Source organism: Alteromonas sp. 5NW40-0090, from assembly GCF_057552975.1.
Genome location: NZ_BAAJLT010000002.1, coordinates 199,307 through 223,680, shown reverse-complemented (window position 1 = coordinate 223,680; position 24,374 = coordinate 199,307). Strand labels below are relative to the sequence as shown.

Annotated in this window: 28 protein-coding genes; 15 read left to right on the top strand and 13 right to left on the bottom strand. The window is 44.6% G+C overall.

What is annotated here, in order from left to right; all coding sequences use genetic code 11:
* Window positions 1-113: 113 nt before the first annotated feature.
* On the top strand, window positions 114-860 hold the full coding sequence (locus tag AC27KT_RS03105) for a hypothetical protein (RefSeq protein WP_487127278.1): 747 nt from the start codon (window positions 114-116) through the stop codon (window positions 858-860).
* Between the two features lie 93 nt (window positions 861-953).
* Here AC27KT_RS03105 and ppiC read toward each other — a convergent pair whose 3' ends face one another.
* Window positions 954-1,235 carry a peptidylprolyl isomerase PpiC gene (ppiC, locus tag AC27KT_RS03100; protein WP_012520075.1) on the bottom strand — a complete coding sequence of 94 codons (282 nt, stop codon included), beginning with the start codon at window positions 1,233-1,235 and terminating at the stop codon, window positions 954-956.
* A gap of 186 nt (window positions 1,236-1,421) precedes the next feature.
* Between ppiC and AC27KT_RS03095 the strand changes: the two genes are divergently transcribed.
* Complete coding sequence (locus tag AC27KT_RS03095; protein ID WP_071960224.1) at window positions 1,422-1,934, top strand: YgjV family protein; 513 nt, start codon at window positions 1,422-1,424, stop codon at window positions 1,932-1,934.
* A 129-nt stretch (window positions 1,935-2,063) separates the two neighbouring features.
* On the opposite strand, the gene cyoE is transcribed toward AC27KT_RS03095, so the two are convergent.
* From cyoE to AC27KT_RS03065, 6 genes are all read right to left on the bottom strand, one after another.
* On the bottom strand, window positions 2,064-2,960 hold the full coding sequence (gene cyoE / locus AC27KT_RS03090; RefSeq protein WP_487127275.1) for a heme o synthase: 897 nt from the start codon (window positions 2,958-2,960) through the stop codon (window positions 2,064-2,066).
* Between the two features lie 197 nt (window positions 2,961-3,157).
* A complete protein-coding gene (gene cyoD / locus AC27KT_RS03085; protein ID WP_461852236.1) occupies window positions 3,158-3,529 on the bottom strand; it encodes a cytochrome o ubiquinol oxidase subunit IV in 372 nt (123 codons plus the stop codon).
* Window positions 3,529-4,146: a cytochrome o ubiquinol oxidase subunit III gene (cyoC, locus tag AC27KT_RS03080; RefSeq protein ID WP_487127273.1), complete on the bottom strand. Its 618-nt coding sequence runs from the start codon at window positions 4,144-4,146 to the stop codon at window positions 3,529-3,531. Before cyoC ends, cyoD begins: the two co-directional genes overlap by 1 nt.
* Window positions 4,143-6,131 (bottom strand): cytochrome o ubiquinol oxidase subunit I, encoded by a 1,989-nt coding sequence (gene cyoB, locus AC27KT_RS03075; RefSeq protein WP_487127271.1) that lies wholly within the window; start codon window positions 6,129-6,131, stop codon window positions 4,143-4,145. Before cyoB ends, cyoC begins: the two co-directional genes overlap by 4 nt.
* A gap of 2 nt (window positions 6,132-6,133) precedes the next feature.
* Window positions 6,134-7,075 (bottom strand): ubiquinol oxidase subunit II, encoded by a 942-nt coding sequence (gene cyoA / locus AC27KT_RS03070; RefSeq protein ID WP_131136875.1) that lies wholly within the window; start codon window positions 7,073-7,075, stop codon window positions 6,134-6,136.
* Between the two features lie 147 nt (window positions 7,076-7,222).
* Window positions 7,223-7,630: a hypothetical protein gene (locus AC27KT_RS03065; protein ID WP_487127269.1), complete on the bottom strand. Its 408-nt coding sequence runs from the start codon at window positions 7,628-7,630 to the stop codon at window positions 7,223-7,225.
* A 498-nt stretch (window positions 7,631-8,128) separates the two neighbouring features.
* Between AC27KT_RS03065 and vapB the strand changes: the two genes are divergently transcribed.
* A complete protein-coding gene (gene vapB / locus AC27KT_RS03060; protein WP_179984955.1) occupies window positions 8,129-8,368 on the top strand; it encodes a type II toxin-antitoxin system VapB family antitoxin in 240 nt (79 codons plus the stop codon).
* A complete protein-coding gene (vapC, locus tag AC27KT_RS03055; protein WP_442864470.1) occupies window positions 8,319-8,762 on the top strand; it encodes a type II toxin-antitoxin system tRNA(fMet)-specific endonuclease VapC in 444 nt (147 codons plus the stop codon). The genes vapB and vapC overlap by 50 nt, the downstream gene beginning before the upstream one ends.
* 222 nt (window positions 8,763-8,984) lie before the next feature.
* Here the strand turns inward: vapC and groL are convergent, their stop codons facing one another.
* The 3 genes from groL to AC27KT_RS03040 all read right to left on the bottom strand — a co-directional run bounded on the left by groL (window position 8,985) and on the right by AC27KT_RS03040 (window position 11,799).
* The gene (gene groL, locus AC27KT_RS03050) at window positions 8,985-10,622 is read right to left on the bottom strand and encodes a chaperonin GroEL (protein WP_136782534.1); all 1,638 of its coding nucleotides are present in this window, start codon (window positions 10,620-10,622) and stop codon (window positions 8,985-8,987) included.
* 40 nt (window positions 10,623-10,662) lie between these two features.
* Complete coding sequence (locus tag AC27KT_RS03045; protein WP_012520088.1) at window positions 10,663-10,953, bottom strand: co-chaperone GroES; 291 nt, start codon at window positions 10,951-10,953, stop codon at window positions 10,663-10,665.
* A gap of 321 nt (window positions 10,954-11,274) precedes the next feature.
* Window positions 11,275-11,799, bottom strand: coding sequence for an FxsA family protein (locus AC27KT_RS03040; RefSeq protein ID WP_487127265.1), 525 nt, complete (start codon window positions 11,797-11,799; stop codon window positions 11,275-11,277).
* 212 nt (window positions 11,800-12,011) lie between these two features.
* On the opposite strand from AC27KT_RS03040, the gene cutA reads away from it, so the two are divergent.
* The 8 genes from cutA (at window position 12,012) to AC27KT_RS03000 (ending at window position 19,823) form a co-directional block, all read left to right on the top strand.
* Entirely contained in the window at window positions 12,012-12,326 is a 315-nt protein-coding gene (gene cutA, locus AC27KT_RS03035) for a divalent-cation tolerance protein CutA (RefSeq protein ID WP_136782532.1), read from the top strand.
* Between the two features lie 64 nt (window positions 12,327-12,390).
* Complete coding sequence (locus AC27KT_RS03030) at window positions 12,391-14,277, top strand: protein-disulfide reductase DsbD (protein ID WP_487127263.1); 1,887 nt, start codon at window positions 12,391-12,393, stop codon at window positions 14,275-14,277.
* Between the two features lie 253 nt (window positions 14,278-14,530).
* On the top strand, window positions 14,531-15,202 hold the full coding sequence (locus AC27KT_RS03025) for a M23 family metallopeptidase (protein ID WP_487127261.1): 672 nt from the start codon (window positions 14,531-14,533) through the stop codon (window positions 15,200-15,202).
* A gap of 294 nt (window positions 15,203-15,496) precedes the next feature.
* Window positions 15,497-15,937: a type II 3-dehydroquinate dehydratase gene (aroQ, locus tag AC27KT_RS03020; protein WP_487127259.1), complete on the top strand. Its 441-nt coding sequence runs from the start codon at window positions 15,497-15,499 to the stop codon at window positions 15,935-15,937.
* 14 nt (window positions 15,938-15,951) lie between these two features.
* Window positions 15,952-16,416 (top strand): acetyl-CoA carboxylase biotin carboxyl carrier protein, encoded by a 465-nt coding sequence (accB, locus tag AC27KT_RS03015; RefSeq protein ID WP_014951276.1) that lies wholly within the window; start codon window positions 15,952-15,954, stop codon window positions 16,414-16,416.
* Window positions 16,417-16,430: 14 nt separating this feature from the next.
* A complete protein-coding gene (gene accC / locus AC27KT_RS03010; protein WP_487127257.1) occupies window positions 16,431-17,774 on the top strand; it encodes an acetyl-CoA carboxylase biotin carboxylase subunit in 1,344 nt (447 codons plus the stop codon).
* Window positions 17,775-18,131: 357 nt separating this feature from the next.
* The gene (locus tag AC27KT_RS03005) at window positions 18,132-19,076 is read left to right on the top strand and encodes a hypothetical protein (protein ID WP_487127255.1); all 945 of its coding nucleotides are present in this window, start codon (window positions 18,132-18,134) and stop codon (window positions 19,074-19,076) included.
* A 279-nt stretch (window positions 19,077-19,355) separates the two neighbouring features.
* Complete coding sequence (locus tag AC27KT_RS03000) at window positions 19,356-19,823, top strand: hypothetical protein (protein WP_487127253.1); 468 nt, start codon at window positions 19,356-19,358, stop codon at window positions 19,821-19,823.
* Between the two features lie 55 nt (window positions 19,824-19,878).
* Here AC27KT_RS03000 and AC27KT_RS02995 read toward each other — a convergent pair whose 3' ends face one another.
* The 3 genes from AC27KT_RS02995 to AC27KT_RS02985 all read right to left on the bottom strand — a co-directional run bounded on the left by AC27KT_RS02995 (window position 19,879) and on the right by AC27KT_RS02985 (window position 22,780).
* Window positions 19,879-20,142, bottom strand: a complete 264-nt coding sequence (locus AC27KT_RS02995; RefSeq protein WP_015000000.1) for a TIGR03643 family protein — start codon at window positions 20,140-20,142, stop codon at window positions 19,879-19,881.
* Window positions 20,143-20,241: 99 nt separating this feature from the next.
* Window positions 20,242-22,386: an exonuclease domain-containing protein gene (locus AC27KT_RS02990; RefSeq protein ID WP_487127251.1), complete on the bottom strand. Its 2,145-nt coding sequence runs from the start codon at window positions 22,384-22,386 to the stop codon at window positions 20,242-20,244.
* A 106-nt stretch (window positions 22,387-22,492) separates the two neighbouring features.
* Entirely contained in the window at window positions 22,493-22,780 is a 288-nt protein-coding gene (locus AC27KT_RS02985) for a hypothetical protein (RefSeq protein WP_269917953.1), read from the bottom strand.
* A gap of 189 nt (window positions 22,781-22,969) precedes the next feature.
* Between AC27KT_RS02985 and AC27KT_RS02980 the strand changes: the two genes are divergently transcribed.
* From AC27KT_RS02980 to AC27KT_RS02970, 3 genes are all read left to right on the top strand, one after another.
* Window positions 22,970-23,161, top strand: a complete 192-nt coding sequence (locus AC27KT_RS02980) for a zinc ribbon domain-containing protein (RefSeq protein WP_105932532.1) — start codon at window positions 22,970-22,972, stop codon at window positions 23,159-23,161.
* Window positions 23,154-23,783: a flavin reductase family protein gene (locus AC27KT_RS02975; RefSeq protein WP_487127248.1), complete on the top strand. Its 630-nt coding sequence runs from the start codon at window positions 23,154-23,156 to the stop codon at window positions 23,781-23,783. Before AC27KT_RS02980 ends, AC27KT_RS02975 begins: the two co-directional genes overlap by 8 nt.
* A gap of 222 nt (window positions 23,784-24,005) precedes the next feature.
* Window positions 24,006-24,299 carry a high-potential iron-sulfur protein gene (locus AC27KT_RS02970; protein WP_487127246.1) on the top strand — a complete coding sequence of 98 codons (294 nt, stop codon included), beginning with the start codon at window positions 24,006-24,008 and terminating at the stop codon, window positions 24,297-24,299.
* The last annotated feature ends 75 nt before the right edge of the window (window positions 24,300-24,374 follow it).

The following is a 24,374-nucleotide window of genomic DNA, read 5'->3' as shown; positions in this document are numbered from 1 at the left end:
GTTCTAAAGCTTAACTCGCGCTTTTACCTACTACCCCTTACAATGACGCCTTATACCAGTTCGCATGCGTTGGTATTGTATATACATACATCAAACAATAAGGCTTCTTTGATATGCAAATAGGCAGTGCTTTAACGGCAATTAAGCAGCTCACTTCCAGGCTACTACTTCTGACCACCTGCGCGGTGCTATCTAATTCAGCTTTCGCCATTGAAGCTGGCCAATATTATTATTTCATCTCTGACAAGTGCGTCGCTAAAGGCCCTCAAACGCCCGAAGAGCGAGGCGCCGTAACCCCAGATGTTATGCTATTTGAAGTGGTACCTGCGGGGATCAGCGACTACTACGTAAACATGAATACAAGCGCACTGGTTCACTATACAGAGGAAGGGCAAGCGCACCTTTCTTCATTGGAAGCAGAGCAGGCCTATACTGCTGGCAAAGCACCTTCGAAAGACAGCCTTAGAAAAGATGGCAATGCCATCCAGCACGACTTCATGCTGCAGCGCGAAGCAATAGATTTAAAAACCTTAATAAACGCGTTAAATGGTTTTTCCCAGCTCCAATCTGATAAAGGCTACTTTTTTAAGAAGATTGTGGGGCTTTCAAATCCCAACGCTAAATTTAAAGCTATCACCCGGGTACGCTTAAGCGATATGGGTTATGAAAACCGTATGAAGCTAACTAGCTACACAAGCGACTATTTTATGCTTGATGAACAAGGCAAGGCACCTGATACGCCATTTATTACGGTAGATCACGGTGCCGCACTGCGCAATTCACTTCACGACACCAACAGCCCTTACGCGATATTTACCCAAAATTCAGTATGCGGTGAAAAATGGGAGCCGGGAAATTAATAAGGTAGTTAGCCAAAACCCTACTTTGAAAGTTTGTTGAAAGCGCCGGGCTCGGTTTGGCGTTAGCGGCTTTCGTTTTAGAAAAATGCGGTTTTAATTACTACGATAGAGCGTTTTAATAAGGTGGTAGCCGAAACGGGTCTTCACCGGCCCGTGTACTTTTAGCACGTCTTTTTTAAATACCACATCGTCGAAGGCTTTTACCATTTGGCCTCTACGAAATTCACCAAGATCGCCGCCACGCTTGCCCGACGGGCATTTAGAATGACGCTTTGCTAATGTCGCAAAATCCTTACCCTTTTTAAGCTGCTCTAAAATAGAAAGCGCTTCTTTCTCTGTTTTAACCAAAATGTGAAGTGCGGATGCCGTTGCCATGGAAAGGACCTAATTTGTATCGGGGGTTTAAGAATAATATCGTGCACGCTAAGTATACCCTAGTGAACAACCCGCCTGCCATTAGTCAATATGATGTGTTGGGTTAAAAAAGCGATGTAAAGGCTACTCTGCTGTTTAAAAACTGCGTATCGTTAACCTTTATCAATCATTGACGAGCCTTCCCTTTTGTTACCAGAATTCGACTTGGCCCAAGCGATAGGAATGCTGAGTTTTGCGCTTGGCATTTTGTGCTTTTATCAGCGTGATGATCAGCACCTGCGAATAATGATGGTGGTGATGAATTTAAATCACGCCCTGCATTTTGCGCTACTTGGTGCCGTAACCGCATGCTTAAGTGCCTTGCTTTCAGTGGTAAGAACAGGCATTTCAATTAAAACCCGCTCCCGCAGCGTCGCCTATCTATTTATATTAATATCGCTAGCAGCCGGGCTGTATTTGGCCGAGGTTTGGTACGATTTATTCCCTATTTTGGGCACGTGTATAGGCACTTATGCCTTGTTTTGTTTGTCGGGAATACGCATGCGTTTAGCGTTTTTGTGCGGCGCTATATGTTGGCTAACCAACAATATTATTGTCGGCTCTATTGGCGGCACCCTGCTTGAAGCTACGCTACTGGCAGTTAATAGCTTCACCATTATTCGCTTGTACAGAGGGCAAAAAGCACTCGGTCAGGCCTGATTGCCAATTTATGCCAGACTATGCTCCCAATCTACACGTCTTGATTAACCCAAAATGAATGCGTTGCTATACGCACACTGCATTGGAAGCTTTTAAGCCAACCTCGTCGAGTGAGTCTAAACACATCAATTAGAACGAGAGTGCAAACAGACTCGTTACTGACGTGTGATAGTCCAGTGACATAGCGACGGATAACAGCGTTATATTCACAATGGAAAAACCAAAAACACGTTTTGCCCAGCCTTCTACGTTGATGCCGGATCTGTATCCGCGCAGCGCCATCAACAGCCACCAAAGGCTTGTTGCAAAAGCTACTGTTAAAAAGCCAATACCCGTATAACCGCTAAGTGGAAGCAGCATTACCACTAAAGCAAATAGCGCAATATGAAGAACAATATGGCGTTTTGCTTTTGCAATACCTTGCGAAACAGGCAATACGGGAATGCCAGCCGCCTTATAGTCGTTATATCTAAAGATAGCGATGGCATAAGAATGGGGCATTTGCCAAATGCTAAACATACACAGCAAAATGGCCGCAGCCATATCAAACTGACCGCTCGCCGCGCAATAACCGACTACGGGCGGAACGGCCCCCGACAAACTGCCAACGAAGGTGCCATACACCGAGTTTCGCTTCATATACAGGCTGTACACACCCACATAAATAACGTAGCCAAAAACAGCAAAAAATACCGCAGTAAGGTTGGTGTAAAGCGCTAACAAGCCAAACCCTGCAATGCCTAGTAAAGCACCGTGCAACATCGCAGTGCGTAATGGCAGTTCGCCTGTTACCGTCACCCGATTAGCCGTGCGCTGCATTTTGCCGTCGATATCTCGGTCAATGCAGTTATTAATGACACAACCTGAAGCCACCACCAGCGATAAACCGATGAGCGTTGCGAGCAATAGCCAGTAATCTATATCGCCACGGGACGCGAGCAAGAAACCGCCCGTTACCGAAATAGCATTGCCCATAATAATGCCGGGCTTGGTGACTGACAGGTAACGTTTATAAGTAGAGGTCATAGGTAAAATCCAAATTTAGAACGCGCCCATTTAGACGCGTATCAAGGTGTACTGAGAAGCCCCAATGTTGCCCCCAAAATAGGTTGCACCAATAGGAGGACGAAACATGAGGGCTTAACGTACTGACCGCGATGAAGTAAACACATTGAAAAGCCTGACATGATCGTCAGGCTAGACCACGTATATACAGAGATTTGCTAATACATCATCATGGCGTTTGATTCGTAGATGATCCAAACGGATAACCCCACCACCATGAAAATAATAAGCGCACTGAATAAGAACGAAAACGTATTGGCTCTGCCTTCTTCAGTAACAAAGTTAAGGTGCAGGAAATATTTAAGATGCACCCAAATTTGAACTAAGCCCAGGGTAACCACGCTCCAAATGGTGGTGACTTTAGAAAAATCACCATTCATCACCAAAGTAAACGGAATAGCGGTAAGTACCACAGATAAAATGAAACCAATAATATAAGACTTCACATCGCCATGTGCGTCATCACTATTGTGGGTCGATGAAGCATGACCGTCCGTATTTGAAGCTAATTTTGCATCGTGTAACGCCATTACATTGCCCCCATTAAGTACACTACGGTAAATACACATATCCATACGATATCGAGGAAGTGCCAAAACAGACTTAAGCAACTAAGTCGAGTAACGGTTTGCTCACCTAGACCTCGGCGGGTTACTTCAATAAACATGATTGTCATCCAAATAAGGCCCGCTGTAACGTGCAGTCCGTGCAGTCCCACTAACGAGAAAAACGCCGTTAGAAACGCACTTTGCTGCGGCCCGTTGCCATGCTCAATAAGGTGATGAAATTCGTACACCTCCATACCAATAAAACACGCACCCAGTGCCCATGTCACCGCCAGCCAAGCAAGGGCGCCTGACTTGTTTTGTCGGTGAGCACATATCATGGCAAAGCCAAAGGTAATGCTGCTTAAAAGCAGAGCGGCTGTTTCAACTGCAACAAAGCTGAGCTCGAAGATATTTTTGCCAGACACACCGCCTGCCGTGTTCATGAAGAGCACCGCGTAGGTAGCAAAAAAAGATGCAAACAACAAACAGTCGGTCATTAAATACAACCAGAAACCAAACACCGTGTTGTTCTCATGGTGTTCTTCGTGTGCATGCTCATGTGGCATTGGCGCTGTATTTGATGTTGCAATAGTACTCATGAGCGACCTCCCACTGTATTAGCACTTAGGTGCGTAGCTTCAACTCGTTCAACCTCATCCACCTGCACGTAGTAATCAACATCCGAGGTATAACAACGTTTTATAAACACCCCTATTCCTGCGACTAAACCAGCAATAGCTAGCCACCAGATATGCCAAATAAGGGCGAAACCCATAACGGTAAAACTCATACTCATAAACACACCTGCTGAGGTGTTTTTGGGCATATGTATAGGTGTGTATTTCTCTGGGCGTTGATACGACTCGCCCCGTTCTTTCATATCCGTCCATGCATCGATGTCTTTCACGTGCGGTATGTTGGCAAAGTTATAGAACTGAGGTGGTGACGCTGTTGACCACTCTAGCGTGTGACCATTCCACGGGTCGCCGGTTGTGTCGTTGAGCTTTTCTCTGTTTTTAAAGCTTACAAATAGCTGAAGTAGCTGGAAGAAAATGCCAATCGCAATAACAAACGCACCAAATGCAGCAATGTATAACCAGATATTCCAGTCAGGGTTGTTTGTGTGATTTAAGCGGCGTGTCATACCCAAGAAGCCAAGCACATAAAGGGGCATGAACGCCAAAAGGAAACCAATTTGCCAGCACCAAAAGGCTGCTTTTCCGGTTTTTTCGTCAAGCTTAAAGCCCATGGCTTTCGGGAACCAAAAAGCAAAGCCCGCCAAGTAACCAAACACGGCGCCACCAATAATGGTGTTATGAAAATGGGCAATAAGGAATAAGCTATTGTGCAGTACGTAGTCAGCACCAGGAATGGCAAGTAACACCCCTGTCATACCGCCGATAGTAAAAGTCACCATAAAACCTAACGTCCATAGCACAGGCACGCTTAGTACAAGACGGCCTCGATACATGGTGAACAACCAGTTAAATAGTTTCACACCCGTGGGTATAGCAATAACCATGGTCATAATGCCGAAGAAGGCGTTCACATTGGCGCTCGACCCCATGGTAAAGAAGTGATGCAGCCACACAATAAAGCCTAGAATGGCAATGGCGCCCGATGCGTAAACCATCGACTTGTAGCCAAACAAACGTTTAGCGGTAAACGTCGATATAACCTCTGAGAAAATACCAAATGCAGGCAGCACCAGAATATAAACTTCAGGGTGTCCCCACGCCCAAAACAGGTTGATATACATCATAGAGTTACCGCCGGCTTCATTCGTGAAAAAGTGGAAGTCCATATAGCGGTCTAGGGTTAGCATAGCCAACACAGCGGTAAGAATAGGGAACGACGCGGCAATCAGTATATTTGCCCACGTACAGGTCCAGGTGAAAATAGGCATTTGCATTAACTTCATGCCTGGTGCGCGCATTTTAAACACGGTAACTAAGAAGTTTACGGCAGTTAACAGGGTGCCGAGCCCGGATATCTGCAGGGCCCATATGTAATAGTCGACGCCAACCCCGGGACTAAACTCCAACCCGGCTAGCGGCGGATAAGCAACCCACCCTGTTTTTGCGAATTCACCTAACCCTAAAGACACATTCACCAGAATTGCGCCCCCTGCGGTCAGCCAAAAACTTAAGTTATTTAAAAACGGAAACGCTACATCACGGGCACCAATTTGTAGTGGCAAAATGATGTTCATCAAGCCTATCATGAACGGCATCGCCATGAATATGATCATGATAACGCCATGAGCTGTGAAGATTTGGTCGTAGTGCTCTGGCGGTAGATAGCCGGGCGCACCATTGGTTGCCATTGCAAGCTGAGTACGCATCATGATGGCGTCGGCAAAGCCGCGAAGCAGCATGATCATAGCTAGCACAATGTACATAATGCCAAGACGTTTGTGGTCGACAGACGTGATCCAGTCAAACCACAGGGTACCCCACTGTTTGTGTTTGGTGATTAGCATGGCTATAGCCACACCAAGCAGTGCCACTACGGCAAGTGTCACCATGATAATGGGCTCGTGATAGGGCACGGCCTCTATAGATAATTTACCTAAAAAAGACATGATTATTGTGCATCCTCTTGATGATGACGGTGTTGCATTTGAGGCATTGTGTGATGCTCGCCGGTTGCGGCATTTTCTGGCTTGCTGTAGAAATCCATAGAGCCATGATCTTTCATGTACTTCATCACGATGTCGTGAAAAAGACCTTCACTAACGTTGCTGTAGTAAGTCACGGGATTGTTTTCGCTTGGTTTGGCTAGCTGCTCATAAGAAGCCGAAGTTAACGGTGTTTGTGCTTGCTTTACGCTTGCAACCCAATCGTTAAAGTCGCCCTCGGTAGGTGTGGCGATAGCGTTGAATTTCATTCCCGTAAAGCCCGCGCCACTGTAGTTTGACGAAATACCTTTATACGTACCTGGCTCGTCTGCGATAAGGTGAAGCTTAGTTTCCATTCCCGCCATGGAATAAATCTGACTTCCTAACTGAGGAATGAAAAACGAATTCATAGTGCTTTCAGAAGTGATTTTAAACGCCACAGGTTTATTAGCGGGAAACACCAATTCATTGACCGTTGCAATACCTTGTTCAGGGTATATAAACAGCCATTTCCAGTTGAGCGATACCACCTCAACAGTAAGGTGTTCTCCTTTGCCTTCTAGCGGCGAATAGGGGTCGAGCGCATGTGTCGAGCGCCATGTTATTACGCTTAATGAAATGACAATTAAGATTGGAATAGACCATACAATGGCTTCTATCTTCGTTGAGTGTGCCCATTTAGGGGTGTAAATTTCAAAGTCGCGGCTAGCACGATATTTCCACGCAAAGTAAAGCGTAAGCACAATAACGGGAACAACAACAATCAGCATCAGAATGGTACAAAGAATAATAAGATTCTTTTCATCCATGCCCACTTGCCCTTTGGGGTCAAGCACGCCACCGCTGCAACCGGCTAACGTAAGCCCAGCACCAGCAACAATCAAAGTAAAAAGGTTACGAATAGACAAAACAAGTTCCTATAACCCACAAGTTAAACGGCGATGACTGAGCAGTTCGGAAAGGAACTACGGGTTTACAGCATCGAAAAATGCACCAAAAGTGGCGTTATTACGCTGAAAGCGCAGCACTCATGGTGTCTAATAAATCGGAGACGTTTAACTAAAAAACGGGGGCGCTCTGCTGCCAACCGTTTGAACAAAAGGCTGAGGAGGTGTAGGGCAAAGGTAAGGGATAGGCTGGCGCTGTTTTGTTATTTGCGCCTTTGCTATAGCCGTGGCTTTAACCAATAAACCGACTAATACCAACGCGATAGTGGGAACGATAAATTGTGAAAGCGTGTGATTAGCAAGTGCAATAACGAAAGGCTCGAAAACCAAGCTTTCATTAAATGCACTGACAAACTCTGTAGCGTCGGCCATGGTGCCACTAATAACTAGCGCAACATTCAGCAACAGCACCATATTAGCCAACCACAGCATAGCGCCTACACCATTGGTGTAGTTTACTGCGGGTTTAATTAATAAATTCAATTCGCTTAAAAAAGCGAAAGAACGTGGTGCCATAGTGGGTAGTATGCCTTATAAAAATGCACTAGTTACCTACTTCAAAGATGAAGCAGGCGTGGCAGGTTAAAGGCAATTTTTATCGAGCACAAGTCACTCGTTGATTACGCTCAAGCTATTCTCTTTGCATTTAAATGAAAAATTTTCCATTTATTTAACATGTGAGGATTACTCTTCCAAATTATGCAGTCTGCTTTACTTACGCTGTACCTTTTGTTTTTAGGGATTTCATGATCATTTAACGTGAAACTTGCTTCTTCTTGAAAGAGAGCAATGTAAATTTTTCGTTTATAAAAACTAAGCAGAACATAGAACGCTGGAAAGTTTATGATGCGTTAAGCTTCCGATAAATACGATGAAACACACAAGGTTTTTCTAGTTGGCTATAGGCATGTTTTCAATACGCCAAAGCATGTATAACATCGCTTGGTATATGCCTTTGCCATATACCAACTTTATGTATATAGTAATGCTATATACCAACTAAGGGGTGTAAAAATGACGACAGCTAAAATTTTTATGAATAACCGCTCTCAAGCAGTTAGGATGCCCGCAGAAGCACGATTTGAAGAATCTGTTAAAGCAGTCAATGTTCGAGTTGTAGGTAAGGAAAGAGTATTAAGCCCTATTGAAAATACTTGGGATAGCTTTTTTGAATCAAGCAATTCAGTAACAGGTGACTTTATGAATGAAAGGGCGAGCCAAGAACAAACTGCTCGAGAAAGTTTTGATGATTAAGTACCTACTAGACACTAATATTTGTATTTATGTGATCAAGAATCGTCCTTTGGAAGTTTTATCAAAATTCAATGATTCAGCGGGCAGAATGGCTATTTCATCAATTACATTAGCTGAACTTTTACATGGATGTGAGAAAAGCCAAAAAGTTGAACATAATACCAGGCAAGTAGAAGATTTCTGCTCCAGGCTTGAAGTTCTTGAGTATGGCAATAATGCGGCGCAACATTATGGTTCAATTAGAGCCAATTTGGAAAAGTCCGGCCAAATGATTGGTGTAAACGACCTACATATCGCGGGCCATGCGCGTAGCTTAGGGTTGACTGTTGTTACTAACAACGAACGAGAGTTTCATCGGGTTAAAGGGCTACTTGTAGAAAATTGGATATCTTAATTTTAACAACTGTCTAGTAAAGTATGGTCGATTCAAAGAGACGCTTACAGAGCTTATTTTATGGAGTGACATTTAAGGGTAGCTAATGAAGAGCTGATGGAATATTGTAAAAGGAGATTAAGGAAATGGTGTGAAACTAACCGTGATACAAAACGTACCACAGTTAGTTTCAGAAGGCTTGTAAGCCCTTGATTTATAAGGGCCTAAAAAGCGGGGCGATTCTTACATCATGCCGCCCATTCCGCCCATGCCGCCCATATCAGGCATTGCAGGTGCGTCTTCTTTAGGTAGTTCAGCTACCATTGCTTCGGTTGTGATCATTAGTGAAGCAATTGAAGATGCGAACTGTAGTGCAGAGCGCGTTACTTTAGTTGGGTCAAGGATACCCATCTCTAGCATGTCGCCGTAAGTGTCGTTACCTGCGTTGTAACCGTAGTTACCTTCGCCGTTCTTCACTTCGTTAACAACTACTGATGCTTCTGCACCTGAGTTGATAGAGATTTGACGTAGAGGCGCTTCCATTGCACGTAGTGCAAGCTTAATACCTACTGTTTGGTCGTCGTTGTCGCCAGTTAGGTCAGCAAGTTTAGCTGCTGCGCGAACTAGTGCTACACCACCACCAGGTACTACACCTTCTTCAACCGCTGCGCGAGTTGCATGTAGTGCATCTTCTACGCGGTCTTTCTTCTCTTTCATTTCAACTTCAGTTGCTGCACCAACTTTAATTACTGCAACACCGCCTGAAAGCTTAGCTAGACGCTCTTGAAGTTTCTCTTTGTCGTAGTCAGAGGTAGACTCTTCAATTTGACCTTTGATTTGAGCACAACGGCCTTCAATCGCTTCTTGGTCGCCGTTACCGTCAACAACTGTTGTGTTGTCTTTGTTGATAACTACGCGCTTAGCAGTACCTAGGTCTTCAAGCTGAACTTTTTCAAGGTCTAGACCAATTTCTTCAGAGATTACTGTACCGCCAGTTAGGATAGCGATGTCTTGAAGCATTGCTTTACGACGGTCACCGAAACCTGGTGCTTTAACCGCTGCAACTTTAACAATACCGCGCATGTTGTTAACTACTAGTGTAGCAAGCGCTTCGCCTTCAACATCTTCAGCGATGATCATTAGCGGCTTACCAGCTTTCGCTACGCCTTCAAGGGTAGGAAGTAGTTCGCGGATGTTAGAAATCTTCTTGTCAACCAATAGGATGAACGGGTTGTCTAGTTCAACAGTACCGTTTTCTTGGTTGTTAATGAAGTATGGAGATAGGTAACCGCGGTCGAACTGCATACCTTCAACAACGTCTAGTTCGTTTTGAAGTGCCTGACCTTCTTCTACAGTGATAACACCTTCTTTACCTACTTTTTCCATTGCTTGAGCAATGATATCGCCAACTTCTGCATCAGAGTTTGCAGAGATAGTACCTACTTGAGCGATAGACTTGCTGTCTGCACAGTCAGTAGAAAGGGCTTTAAGCTCTTCAACTGCTGCCGCTACCGCTTTGTCGATACCGCGCTTAAGATCCATTGGGTTCATACCCGCTGCAACGCTCTTAAGACCTTCAGTTACGATTGCTTGCGCAAGTACAGTAGCAGTAGTAGTACCGTCACCCGCTTCGTCGTTCGCTTTAGACGCTACTTCTTTTACCATTTGAGCGCCCATGTTCTCGAACTTGTCTTCAAGCTCGATTTCTTTCGCTACAGACACACCATCTTTAGTGATAGTAGGTGCACCGAAAGACTTGTCTAGAACAACATTACGGCCTTTTGGACCTAGTGTTACTTTAACTGCGTTAGCTAGTGTGTTTACGCCTTTTAGCATTTTGCTGCGAGCGTCATCACCAAAACGTACTTCTTTAGCTGCCATGATTAAATTCCTCTAAAATTCGTTTTAACGTTAGTTGTAATTACTCAACAATCGCTAGAATGTCGCTTTCGCTTAGGATTAGTACTTCTTCACCATCCAGCTTTTCTGTTTTAACGCCGTAACCGTCGTTGAAAATAACGGTGTCGCCTACTTTAACGTCTAGCGCTTTAACTTCGCCGTTCTCAAGAATGCGACCGTTACCTACTGCGATTACTTCGCCGCGTGTAGATTTTTCTGCTGCAGAACCAGTCAGAACGATACCGCCTGCAGATTTGCTTTCTTGCTCTGCGCGCTTAAGGATTACGCGGTCGTGTAAAGGACGAATTGCCATTTTCAAGTCTCCTGAAAATTCCACTATTCAAATGAATGTAATTATCGACATTCAGACTATCTAAACGTCGCGTGTTTAAGGTTGCTCATTGCTGAGCAGTTAAAATCGTTTCTGCACGGATAGATGGGGTAGTACCCAGATAACTTCAAGGGTTTTTAAGCAAAAAAATGTAAAAAATTTGGTTTTTTCGCTAAATACTTATTTTTACTAGGCAAGTAAACGCCGTTTATCGCGGTAAACGGCGCTCATGACCTGATAGGACGTGTGGTGAGGTTAGAGCCCGTTGACCTTTGCTGTATACAAAGGGTCAACGGTCGCTGGTTATTTTAAGCGCTTATCCCGGTCGTTGGTTGTGTGATCGGTGTACTCACCCTCAAACACATCACCATCACTATTGGACGAGTTAGGGCGATCACCAAATGGATGCTGCCCAAACGGAGACTGACCTTGTCCAAAGCCTGCAGCTCCCGGCCCCATACCCGGAGCAACAACGCGCATTTTCATGTGCTTACTTACCTGGGCGGCAAAGAAGTGACGTGAGCCCGGCATTGCCAATAAGAAACCGAAGATATCGGTAATGAAGCCTGGCGTCACAAGTAAAATACCCGCAACCACCAGCATCAAGCCTTCAACTAGTTCTTTTCCTGGCACTTCATTTCGCTGCATTTTTTCTTGTGCAGTTTGCAGTGTACTCACGCCTTCGCGTTTAACAAAGTAAGCACCAATAAAGGCAGAAAGAATAACCAAGCCAACGGTATTCCAACCACCAATTACGCTACCTACATTAATTAGCAACGCAATCTCTAAAATAGGTAATAGGGCAAACAGTATAAATAAAACCCGCAAAATGCTTCCTCTTTCATGTATTCATAACCTGTTATAAGGTTTTTGTACGTAATAACAAGAAAAGGTGCCCATCCTTTCGCTTAAATAGCCACGTAAAGCGACCGATAACGACCGAGATATACGTTAGCTATGAAAGAATAGAGTGCTGATTCGGGTCTATTACACATCGACTCATTAGCAAAGTAACAGGCGCGAAAAAGTAGGAAACGTTTATGACAATAAAGCTTGTACTGTGTACCACACCCGATGAAAAGACTGCGCAATTAATTGCTAGTACCCTCGTTGAAGAAAAGCTTGCCGCCTGCGTGAATGTTATTAAAGGTATAGAGTCGGTTTATGAATGGCAGGGTAAAATAGAGACCGACACGGAATGTCAGCTACTCATTAAAACGAATACACAAAATGTATTACAGGCCTTTGATAGAGTAAGCGAGTTGCATCCGTACGATGTTCCTGAATGGCTAGAACTTAATGCTGAGGCTAGCAGCGCTTACGGTCAGTGGTTACAAACCACGCTACAGCGCTAGTTAAAACGTAATTCCAGATAAAAATAACGACAACGCAAAATAGATAAAAATGAACTGTAACTTTATGACTTTACCTTCTTTCTCATCAGGCAATGCATCAGCTTCGCTGTTCCAGCGCTTTACTGCTTATGTTCTCTCAGCGTTTTGTTTAATGACGTTATTAAGCACGTTCGCATTGGCTCAGGTGCCCAATGCCTTTGACGATCCGTTCGTGGATGAACCCCAGTTTCTAGATGTAGACCAAGCGTTTGCGTTCGACTTTAACCAAGAAGACGATGTGCTTACGGTAAGCTTCGACATTGCCGACGGCTACTACCTTTACCTAAAGCAGTTTAAGTTTGTGGCGAAACAAGCCGAAATTGGCGAGCCTGAGTACCCAAAAGGGGTAATGATTCAGGATGAGTTTTTTGGCGAGTCTGAAGTGTTTTACAACGGCGTATCTATTACTTTGCCCATTGAATCAGCGAGCAGTGACGGCGTAGTAAAAATTCGCTATCAAGGCTGTGCTGACGCAGGGCTTTGCTACCCGCCAACAGTGAAAGTCGTGTATTTAAATGAAGTGGGAAGCAGTCCAGTTGCTGAGACAGATACGGCGTTAGAATCAAATAACGCAGCGACCTCTTCACAAAGCGAGCAGTTCGATTTAGCGCAAAGGCTAATTAATAAAGATAACCTTGCTCTCACTTTAGCGCTATTTTTTGCACTAGGCGTAGGTTTAGCCTTCACACCTTGCGTGTTTCCCATGTACCCCATTGTGTCGGGCATTGTGATTGGTCAGGGCAAGCCTAAAACCGCATCGCATTCATTCTGGCTGACCTTTGTTTATGTACAAGGTATGGCGATTACTTACTCGTTGCTTGGGTTGGTTGTCGCTGTGGCAGGAGCGCAATTTCAGGCTGCGCTGCAACACCCTGTGGTGCTGAGCGTATTCATTCTGCTATTTGTGGCGCTTGCCGTTGCCCTGTTTGGTGGCTTTGAAATTCAGCTACCGGCAAAGTATCAAGAAAAGCTCACTCACATGAGTAACAATCAAACACCCGGCAGTTTCGCAGGGGTGTTTATTATGGGTGTATTGTCTGGCCTTATCGCTTCACCCTGCACTACTGCCCCGCTAACCGGTATATTGTTATTCATCGCCCAAACTGGCGATATGACACTGGGCTTTATTTCTCTTTACTTATTAAGCATTGGTATGGGCGTTCCACTTATTCTGTTCGGCATGACAGGTGGAAAACTCCTACCTAAAGCAGGTAACTGGATGAATGTGGTTAAAGTTACCTTTGGCTTCATGATGCTTGCCGTGGCCATTGTGTTTATTGAGCGTTTATATAATAGCCCTGCCACTGGCTTCCTATGGGGATTGCTTGGCTTCGGTTTGTTCGGCTATTACTGGGCACTTAACCGCGCCAGCAAAAACTCACTGATGAAGCTTGTACGTGCTGTTGTGGTGGCAATAGGTATTATGGGAAGTGCTGGCCTTACTTATCAAGCAGGGCTAAACACAGGGCTTTGGGGCGAGCACTCTGATGGTGTTCACGCAGGGCACCCAGACTTTGTTGTTGCGCGAGATTTGGCAGACTTACGCAATAAAATTGCGGCGGCTAACGCACAAGGTAAAACTGTGATGGTCGATTTGTATGCCGACTGGTGCGTTGCCTGTAAGGAATTTGAAAAGTACACCTTCCCAGACGAGCAAGTGATATCTGCGCTTAGCAATACAGTATGGATGCAAATGGACCTTACCGATAACACACCAGAACGTCAGGAGATTTTTGACACCTTCACTGTGCTAGGCCTGCCAACCATTTTGTTCTTTGACAAAAACGGCGACGAGTTAACCAAGGCCCGTGTCACCGGGTTTATGAAAGCAGACGCCTTTGCCGGTCATGTAAACGAGTGGCTTAACAATGGGTCTGACGCTAATGATGCTCAAAGTGGTCGCTTGGACTAAGGCGCTTCTATTCGAGGCCTTTCCTCTTCTAATATGGCGAGCGGTGCGAAGCGCCGCTCTCTTTATCTTGGGTAGAGACGGGTTTCAGAAAAGAAGGTTGGCTTCAATCCTGGCTTTCCTGTTTATTTCGCTTACTTTTTCCCTATCAATAACAGCGAAAACCACGGGTTGCTTCGATAACAAGCGCTTTTGTTTTTTGCTTACGCCTTCGTCTTCTTCTCTTTTTCTAGTCTCGGTACAAAGAAATGTAGAATTGCCCGTAGCCTTAACCCTTTATTCTTCTGTTTTGCAGGATATCCCTACAGGCAAGGGTGAGCTTAAATCAAAAGCCCATGTCAACGCGTTTTTAGATACCAATGACCAAGTGCCCCTTGGCGTAGTAAAAAATGCCGATGCATTCTGGGCATCTATGCGCGTTAAATGGACGGTGGGCCGCGTAGACGCTATACACGATAACGCCTATACGTATCTGTCACCGCTACAGCCTGCTGGCGAATACCGCATTGTTCAGGGCTTTAACGGCAATTTTAGTCATTCGGGGGCGTCAAGGTATGCTCTCGATTTCGCCGCGCCTGTTGGAACCCCTATTTTAGCCGCCCGAGAAGGCGTAGTGATCGACACGAAAGATGACGGCACGAAAGGCGGGCCAACGCCGAAGTTTGCAAAATACGCTAACTACGTTGTTATTCTTCATAGCGACGGAACCACCGGCGAATACTACCACCTGAAATATAAAGGTGTTGCTGTGACAAGAGGGCAAGTCGTGGAACGCGGGCAGCTTATCGGTTATACCGGCAATACGGGGTTTTCTTCCTTACCCCACCTTCACTTTGGCATATATGTAGCCAAATTTCATGGTAAGTACGTAAGTGTCCCCTTTTCTCTCGACAGCTCCTCAACTAAGGCCTCGCCTCAGAATTTATAGCAATAAATACTGATACATTTCGTTAAAACTACCATCTTATCTCCCACTAACGCCTTCTGAGAGTGCAGCATGCTGCGGTTTCACAGGCAGCAAATAAGCAAACATTCCAATAAACTTTGCGCCGAAAACACCTGATTAGACCAGTATTTTGCTGCGAAATCTTTATCTATCACTATAATCAGCATTTAACACAATAAACGAGCAAATTAATTGGCTTTTTTTCGTGCAACTGTCACAAAAGTTTGTTGAAATGACAATAACCGTGACTTTTTCCCGAAGATAGCAGCAAACTAGATGAATATTTTGTTATTGAACGGCCCTAACCTGAATATGTTAGGCCAAAGAGAACCCGACAAATACGGCACACAAACCTTGCAAGACATCGTAGATGATTTGCAGGCGCAGGCTGCGTCAAGCAACGTGACCTTAACGCATTTTCAGTCAAACGCTGAGTTTGAACTGATTGAACGCGTGCACGCTGCTATGGGTACTGTTGATGCCATTATTATTAATCCTGCTGCCTTCACGCACACCAGCGTCGCCCTTCGCGATGCATTATTAAGTGTCAATATCCCGTTTATTGAAGTGCATTTGTCGAACGTTCACGCCCGTGAACCGTTTCGTCATCATTCTTATTTTTCTGATGTTGCAGCTGGCGTCATTGTTGGCCTTGGTGCCATGGGCTACTCGCTCGCGCTAACTGCAGCAATCAACTTACCGAAATCGCATAAATAAAGCAGAGACAGAACATGGATATTAGAAAGATTAAAAAACTCATCGAACTAGTGGAAGAATCTGGCATTGCCGAGCTAGAAATCACTGAAGGCGAAGAGTCTGTACGCATCCACCGTGGCCCAACGGGTGTTCAAGCGCCGATGAACTACAGCTTTGCAGCACCTGCTGCACCGCAAATGGCACCTGCTCCAGCTGCGGCAGCTACCACTGCTTCTGAAGCACCAGCAGAGCCAGCTCAGCCAGAAGGTCACGTAGTTAAGTCTCCAATGGTAGGTACGTTCTACCGTGCTTCTTCACCAACAGCAAAAGCATTTGCAGAAGTGGGTCAGCAAGTGAAAGTCGGCGACACGCTGTGTATCGTTGAAGCGATGAAGATGATGAACCAAATTGAAGCAGATAAAGCCGGTGTGGTTAAGGCAATCTTGGTTGAAAACCAAGACCCTGTAGAATTTGACCAGCCAATGTTCATCATTGAATAAGCGAGTGCTTAACTATGCTAGATAAAGTACTTATTGCTAACCGTGGTGAGATTGCCCTGCGTATTTTGAGAGCCTGTAAAGAACTAGGCATCAAAACCGTAGCGGTGCACTCTACTGCGGATAAAAACTTGAAGCACGTGTTGCTGGCTGACGAATCAATTTGTATTGGTAAAGCATCGGCAACCGAAAGCTACCTGAACATTCCTCGCATTATTGCTGCTGCAGAAGTCACTAACTCTATTGCTATTCACCCAGGTTACGGTTTCCTAGCGGAAAACGCAGACTTTGCTGAAGCGGTTGAAAAAAGCGGCTTTATTTTCATTGGCCCTAAAGCTGAAACTATCAACCTTATGGGTGACAAAGTTTCTGCTATCAACGCCATGAAAAAAGCAGGCGTACCGTGTGTACCCGGTTCTGACGGCCCACTAACTGACGATGTAGAGCGCAACAAAGCCATTGCTAAGCGCATTGGTTACCCAATCATCGTTAAAGCTGCGGGTGGCGGCGGTGGTCGTGGTATGCGCGTGGTGCGCAGCGAAGCCGAGTTGATTAAAGCCATTGAAACAACGCAAGCGGAAGCTGGCGCTGCATTTGGTAACTCAACGGTTTACATGGAAAAATTCCTTGAGAACCCACGTCACGTTGAAATTCAAGTATTAGCCGATGGCCAAGGTAACGCCATTCACTTAGGTGAACGTGACTGTTCAATGCAGCGTCGCCACCAGAAAGTAGTGGAAGAAGCCCCTGCACCGGGTATTTCTGAGCAAATGCGTACTAAGATTGGTGATCGCTGCCGCAGAGCCTGTATTGAAATTGGCTACCGCGGAGCAGGTACATTCGAGTTTCTATATGAAAACGGCGAATTCTATTTCATTGAAATGAATACCCGTATTCAGGTAGAGCACCCAGTATCGGAAATGATCACAGGCGTTGACCTTATTAAAGAGCAGCTTCGCATTGCAGCCGGTCAGCCACTGTCAATTGATCAGTCGCAAATTCAAATTCGTGGCCACGCTATTGAGTGTCGAATTAACGCAGAAGATCCACAAACCTTTATTCCTAGCCCTGGTCCTATCAATATGTTCCATGCGCCAGGTGGTTTAGGTATTCGCTGGGAGTCGCATATTTACGCGGGCTACCAGGTGCCCCCTTACTACGACTCAATGATTGGTAAGCTTATCACCTATGGTGAAAGCCGCGACGAAGCGATTGCTCGTATGCGCCACGCCCTTGAAGAGATTGTAGTTGAAGGTATTAAAACGAATATTCCTCTTCAGCGCGCTATTATGGCCGATGAAAACTTCTTCGCGGGTGGAACCAACATCCACTACCTAGAGAAGAAACTAGGCTTAGCCTAATCCCCCCTTTGGGCTACACGCTGTTTTTTGTGTAGCCCAATTTTCTTTCTTCGCTATTCGCTATTCGCTATTCGCTATTCGCTATTCGCTATTCGCTATTCAGAACATTCTAATTTTCCGATTACCACAATCAATTTTTAACGATTTTCCTATTTAAAAACTGGTTCTATACTACACACAAGTTTTAAGACATCTCCCTTAAACTTTTGTGTGTTTTACCCTCATTGGAGTCCCACTCCACTTATCGCCGGCATCCCTGCCGGCTTTTTTTATCTTTTCGTAAAGTCGTTCTTTTTTGCGCTAATTAATTAGATTTAATGTATAAACTAGCTAATTGCTTTGTTTAAGGTTCGATAGGTGCGAATTCCGTTATTGCTTGTTTTACCACTCATTACTTTTTCGGGAACCAGTGCGTTTGGAGAACAAATAGCACCCACTTTCTCACAGAAGCTAGACATACAGGTTCGATACGATGATCGCTCTAACCGCCCTAGCCGCGAACAATATCGACTGCGCTACTATCCCTCTCTTGCCATCACTTCAGCGTGGTCAGTAAACAGCTTTGTGGTAACTGGTGATGACTTTTCATCAAGCCACAATACGTTCGGTAGCGACAATACTGATTATCTCTACGCAAGGCGTCTGTATTTGAGGCATGGAACCGAATCTGGAAAAACTGAGCTAGGTATTATTCCAACCTACAAAGGGCGTGTTTCTTCCACCGGTTTATCGAAAGATGGGTGGATAACGGGGGTACGTCACGTAAGGCAATTACAAAACGACACAGCCCTTGAAGTAGTGGTTGGTCAACTTGCAAATGCTGAAGCCTCTGAAGCCTTTAATATTGGCGGGGAGGATGCGTATTTCGAAATTGAATATTCGGCGAAAATGGATCAGCGCCATAGCTACGAGGCCAGTTTTGAAAAAATGCTCGGTGGTACATTTGCTCGTGCTGAGTATCGGTTTCGATTAAACGATAAAGATACTGCCTTTATAGAACTGGTTCAGCGTACCGATGAAAGTGCTGCGAAACTTGTTGTGGGCACCAGCGGAGAGTTTGATGCAAGCGCTTTTAACACATCGTATCCTATCGAATACTTCGCATACTACTCCTACATAGACAGTAGCTTTGGTGAGCGCGCTGAATTAATCGAAGACTTTCTGGGAACAGGCCACGGCGGTTCATTAGAATTAAGCGGCGTGCTGTCTGAAAAGCATGATGTTGCATGGTTTGTCAGAACTGATGTTGTAGATAGCGTCAGCAGATTATTGGCCGGTGTAAAACTTTCTTTTGAAAGTTGAATGACTGACGCTCGTCAAGGTGTACGTTCTTTATTACAACCGACAAAATGTGGGCGCATAAGCTACATAAAAAAGGCCCATCAAATGATGGGCCAAACAGCAAGAACGCGTACACACTTTAACAGTGCATAGTAGATTACGGGTTGGTCTGAAAATACGTTCAATTATTCTAGATTACGTATTTTTAACCTGAACAACTTTCTTCGTACTCGCGCTTTTATTACAATTTAACGTGTCTTGTTAGCTAGCCAAGATCAATCGCGCTGCGCAAGGCGATATATGTTATCCGATAGAAAAGGTGTTCTTGTGCCAAGCCGCTATGCTCAGTTCAAAGAAAAGCTTCCCATTTCTCGCCTCTCTGACGATGTGCTTCTCGCATTTCGCGTTCTTTTTGATGATCCCCTTGATATCGTAGACCTAGCGCAAGATATAGCAGACCTAGCGCTTTATCCTGAGCGATTACATGAAAGTTACAGAAAAGAGTGGGAAGCCTATGTACTTAAGGCGCTAGCTTTTGAGATAAGGCAACACGACAACCTATCCCCCGCCGAATTTATTGAATTAATGATGAGTAAGGTAGAGGCAATACAGCAAAACAATGACACCTACCACAATCTGTTACGCCAAGTTCATCACGCTAAAAGTATTTTGCAATCAGAAAATACGGTTATCTTTCCAACGCCGTTACGTCAGCAGTTAACCGCGTTTCTTTTACCCATAACCACCATTACTCCGCCAAAGAAGTAATGTAGGCTAGTTCACGTTGTCAAACCGGTAACGTCAAACAGATACTTATTCAACACTACTTGTTGGCACTTTTGTATTTGTATTGCGAGGGACAATAGCCTCTATCCACACCTTCAGGGCGCAAGCTGGCGTGTTTGGTCTTTCTGCCTGACACCCGTTCTCGCCAATTTTTAAAGGTTTTTTGTTTAAGATTTTTACGCATGAGCTTTATTACGTCTTTTTCCGGAAGCCCGTATAAACGCTCAATGGCTTCAAACGGCGTGCGGTCTTCCCACGCCATTTCAATAATTCGTGATTCTTGTTCTTCAGTTAATGCCATGTCTTACATCTCAATATGCACGTTATAACTCAACTCAATACAGCATTTACGCACATTTTGTTCAGTATCCGCATAGTAAAAATTTCAATAACAACGTTATTAATTCGCCGACAGGCCCGTTAATTCATCGTCTTTCTCAAATGCTAGTTTTAACAGTTCGGCGGCCGCCTTAGCGTCGCTTAGCGCTCGGTGATGCCGTTCCATTTCTATATGAAAATGTTTAGTTAAATTAGCCAAAGAGTACGAAGGCAACCCAGGATAAGTGCGGCGCATTTCGCGAACTGTGCACATTTTTGGTCGCCTAAAATGCTGCTCTAACCGCGCAAACTCTTGTTTAATGAACCCATAATCAAAGTTCACATTATGCGCAACAAATACGGCATCTTCGGTAAAGCGTGCCACCTGCTCAGCGACTTCGGCAAACAGCGGTGCATCTGCTACCATCTCGTCTGAAATACCAGTAAGGCGGGTTATATTACTAGGAATTCTGCGCTGCGGGTTCAATAAGGTTTGAAATCTGTCTACCTCTTCACCGCCAACAAGTTTAACCATGCCTATTTCGGTAATGCGGTTATAACTGTTGTTTCCACCGGTAGTCTCAATATCCACTACCACATAGGGTTGGGCTGGGTCGCGCACCCAATTCACTGTCGTCACAGCAACATCAAAACCGGCTTGTTGCAAACGCTGAATGGAAACCAATTGGTTTCGACGAAGCTGATCGCCCGGCGCTTTAATTTCTTCAAAGCGAAGCGCGCCATCAAACACCATAATATCGGGGAAGCCATCCCGCAGGCTTTCAAAATCTCTACACATCATGCGAAGTAAAGTATAGATACTATCTAGTGAACCATGCTCAATTAGCGCTTCTATAGGCGTAAGCAAATGGCTAGACCACATAAACAGGCTGTTCACTTTACCGTAGTGCATTGTAGCCATCTTGTGGATGTGAAAACGCAGTTTATCTTTGCTATCGAGCTTCTGTAATAATGCCTCAATACTGTGCTCAAACTTAGCGTAGAAGTTATTTTGCTTAAGCGATAATGGCCTGCGATCAAACTCTGTAACTAGCGTATCCTCTTCGTAGAGTTGCTTCCAAAAAGTAAGGCCGAACAAACTGCGCCATAACCGATTTTCTGTACGCCAGCCCTCTATTCCATGCCGTGCATAGTATGCTAACACGCCACGCTCTACTTGCTGATTTTGGCTTACGTCAATATCCAGCGTACGGCTAGCATTGCGAAGCATATCGGTAACCGTGCTAGTGCGCTTCTTATGATATTTACGGGCGTAAAAGTCTTCTGCAAACGCAAGCAGTGTATCCGATGGAGGATTATCGATAATTTCTTCTAGTGCTTGTTTGACGTCATCTTCTTGTCCGTCTTTATAGCTCTCTCTTAGCCACTTTTCTTTTGCTTTATCGCTGTGCGCTTGTTTCAATATTGCTAGCCCTTTGGACCTATCGAAGGCTAGCAATTTAAGCCCTAGTGCATAAAGTAATTGGTCGCGATAAAAACTGGCTGACACACCTTCTGTAGCAGGGAAATCACTTTCCGCTAAGGCAAGTAACATATCATTATTATAAAAGGCTAGCTGGCTATAGTGGTTGGCGTAAAACCAAGAAGCTTCGGCGTCGCTTTTAGTATCAAAACGCGCTGTGTCGGTTACCGAGTCAGAGCGAGTTCTCATTACGCCTAAATCACGCATAGAAAACTGATTTAAACGACTTTTGGTGTTACCAAAATAGAGAAACAGTAAATAGCGAAGTGCATCGTCGAATAGGCACACTAAATAGTTATTAAGCGAAAAGCGCTCTGGCCAGCCTTTAGCACCGATATGTTCATTAAGTAACGTCACGAGTCTGGGCTTAGTGAGCGATGCTAATCCCTGTGTACTGCCGTATTCAGCGAGAAGCGCCAGCAGCGCATCTTTGGTCAATACCCCTGCGATATCGTTAAGCGTAGCGTGAGTAATATCGCCAAACCAACCGTTTTCTATAAGCCAATCTATCTGTGCTTGTGGTTCAGTGATTTCGCCGTAATTAAACTGCGTTCTGTCAATCACCGCATACTTGCGATTGGCAGCCCTAACAACAATGCATTGCTTGTCATCATCTAATGCTTTAAAGCGCTCAACAAAGTCGGTTGCACCATCGCTTAAAAGCGCACTGTTAGCGCCTTCGAAGAAAGCAAGGAACTCGTGAAAGTGTGAAAGGTAATAACGTGGCGGTAAATCTTTTCGCATGAGGTATCTTTGACTATGAAAACATCAACAGTGTATATTTATACAGCCATGCTAATCAAATTAAATCCATCACGATTGCGTTACACATCCGCTGCTAAAAATCTTTTTAAACACGTACTCGCTGTTTAGACACCCACTGAAAGAACGTTGAAAGCTGCTCATCATCTAGTAAACGTTGTAAATTGAAGTAGTGTTTGGCTAATGTCATCTCATCATAAAAGCGATGTATACCGCTATGGCACTGTCTACAAATATAGATACCGTCCTGCAGTTCGGCTTTGCTAAAGTGCTTTTTAAAATAGGTGCGTCGGTGCATTTTTTTAGGGATAAGGTGATGATAAGTCAGGCGCGTCTCTCTATTACAACAGGGGCAGTTTCCTACTTTATTTGCCACACCATCACCTCTATTCATTCACCTTGCTGCTGTTTATTAGGGTCAATCATCAAGACTTCCATTTAATAATGGCTATGCGATTGCCTCAGCGCGTTCTTTTCATAAACAACGGGGTATTTTGCTAAAGAAAATCCACTCGTCTTAGCATTACGTAATAAACACTATTCATGATTAATAAGGCAATGAAATATGAGCTTAACCCGTTCCATGGGCTTCTCCTGCCCTTACTGTATGGCGCCTAACGATGTTGAGATAGATGAGGTTAACGATGTGGGTCAAGTCCAAGTACTCGACTGTCAGGTGTGCTGCCAACCCATAGAGTTGACGACTTATCAACATGGTGACGATATTCAAATTGAGGCAGAACGAGAAAATGACTAAGCAGTTTACACGCAGCGATATAGATGCGCTTGCACAGCGATACCGAGCTAATCTAGTCAACAGTTTATCTGGCTTTAAGTCGGCTGCTTTGGTGGGTACCACTAACGGCAGCACTAACAATTTGGCCGTCGTTAGCTCTATCGTTCATGTGGGTGCTAACCCACCACTTTTAGGCATGATCATGCGCCCACACACGGTCGTACGAGATACCCTTAGCAATATAAAGCAACAGGGCTTTTATACGCTAAATCATGTGTCAACTGATTGGGTAGACAAAGCACACCAGACATCTGCCCGTTATGCCCCTGATGAAAGTGAGTTTGAAGCAGTGGGTTTAACGCCGCAGTTTAGCGAGTCTTTTAGTGCACCGTTTGTCGAAGAAAGTGAAATTAAGATGGGCTTAAAGGTGGCGCAACATTTAAAATTACTTAACGAAACCGAAATGGTAATTGGAGAAATCCAAGAGCTTCATATGCCAGAGAGCATTATAGATGAAGACGGATACGCCGATATAGAAAAAGCCAACACCGCCTGCATTTCTGGATTAGATAGCTATCACAGCACTACGCGTATTGCACAATTTGTCTACGCTAAACCTGGTGTCCCCCTCGCTAAGAAGTGAACTTGTAGCAAAACAAACGGTCTGATGTTCATAATCTGGTGGCATCACTCTGAATTTTATTTAATCTAGATCAAGTGAAAATACGACTTTTCGTTCGATCTTTTTTCAAAAAGAGATAGTATTTAAACAATACACAAAACCTGCCTCTTTGGGCAGGTTTTTGCGTTTAAGGTACTGAATAAAAAAGAATCATTATCGTTTCTATCTCTTAAGGAGAATGTTATGAAATCTGTAAATCGCCGTGACTTTTTAAAACTGTCGGGCACTACAGTTATCGGTCTTACATTAGGTGGTGTAGCGTTACGTGCACAAGCTCAAGAACAATTGAGCGCTGATGACCCAACTGCTAAAGCATTAAACTACACACCGTCTTCAACCGTTGAAGGTGCAAAATGTGCAAACTGCATGTACGTGCAGGGAGCCGATGGCGAACAATATCGCCCTTGTAACATTTTCCCTAACAAGCTGGTTAACGCTGATGGCTGGTGTAGCGCTTGGGTTAAAAAGCCAGGCTAAATCATCACTCGTAGTTACATAAATAGCTACATAAATAGCTACATAAATAGCAAAAGCCCCCGATAATTATTGGGG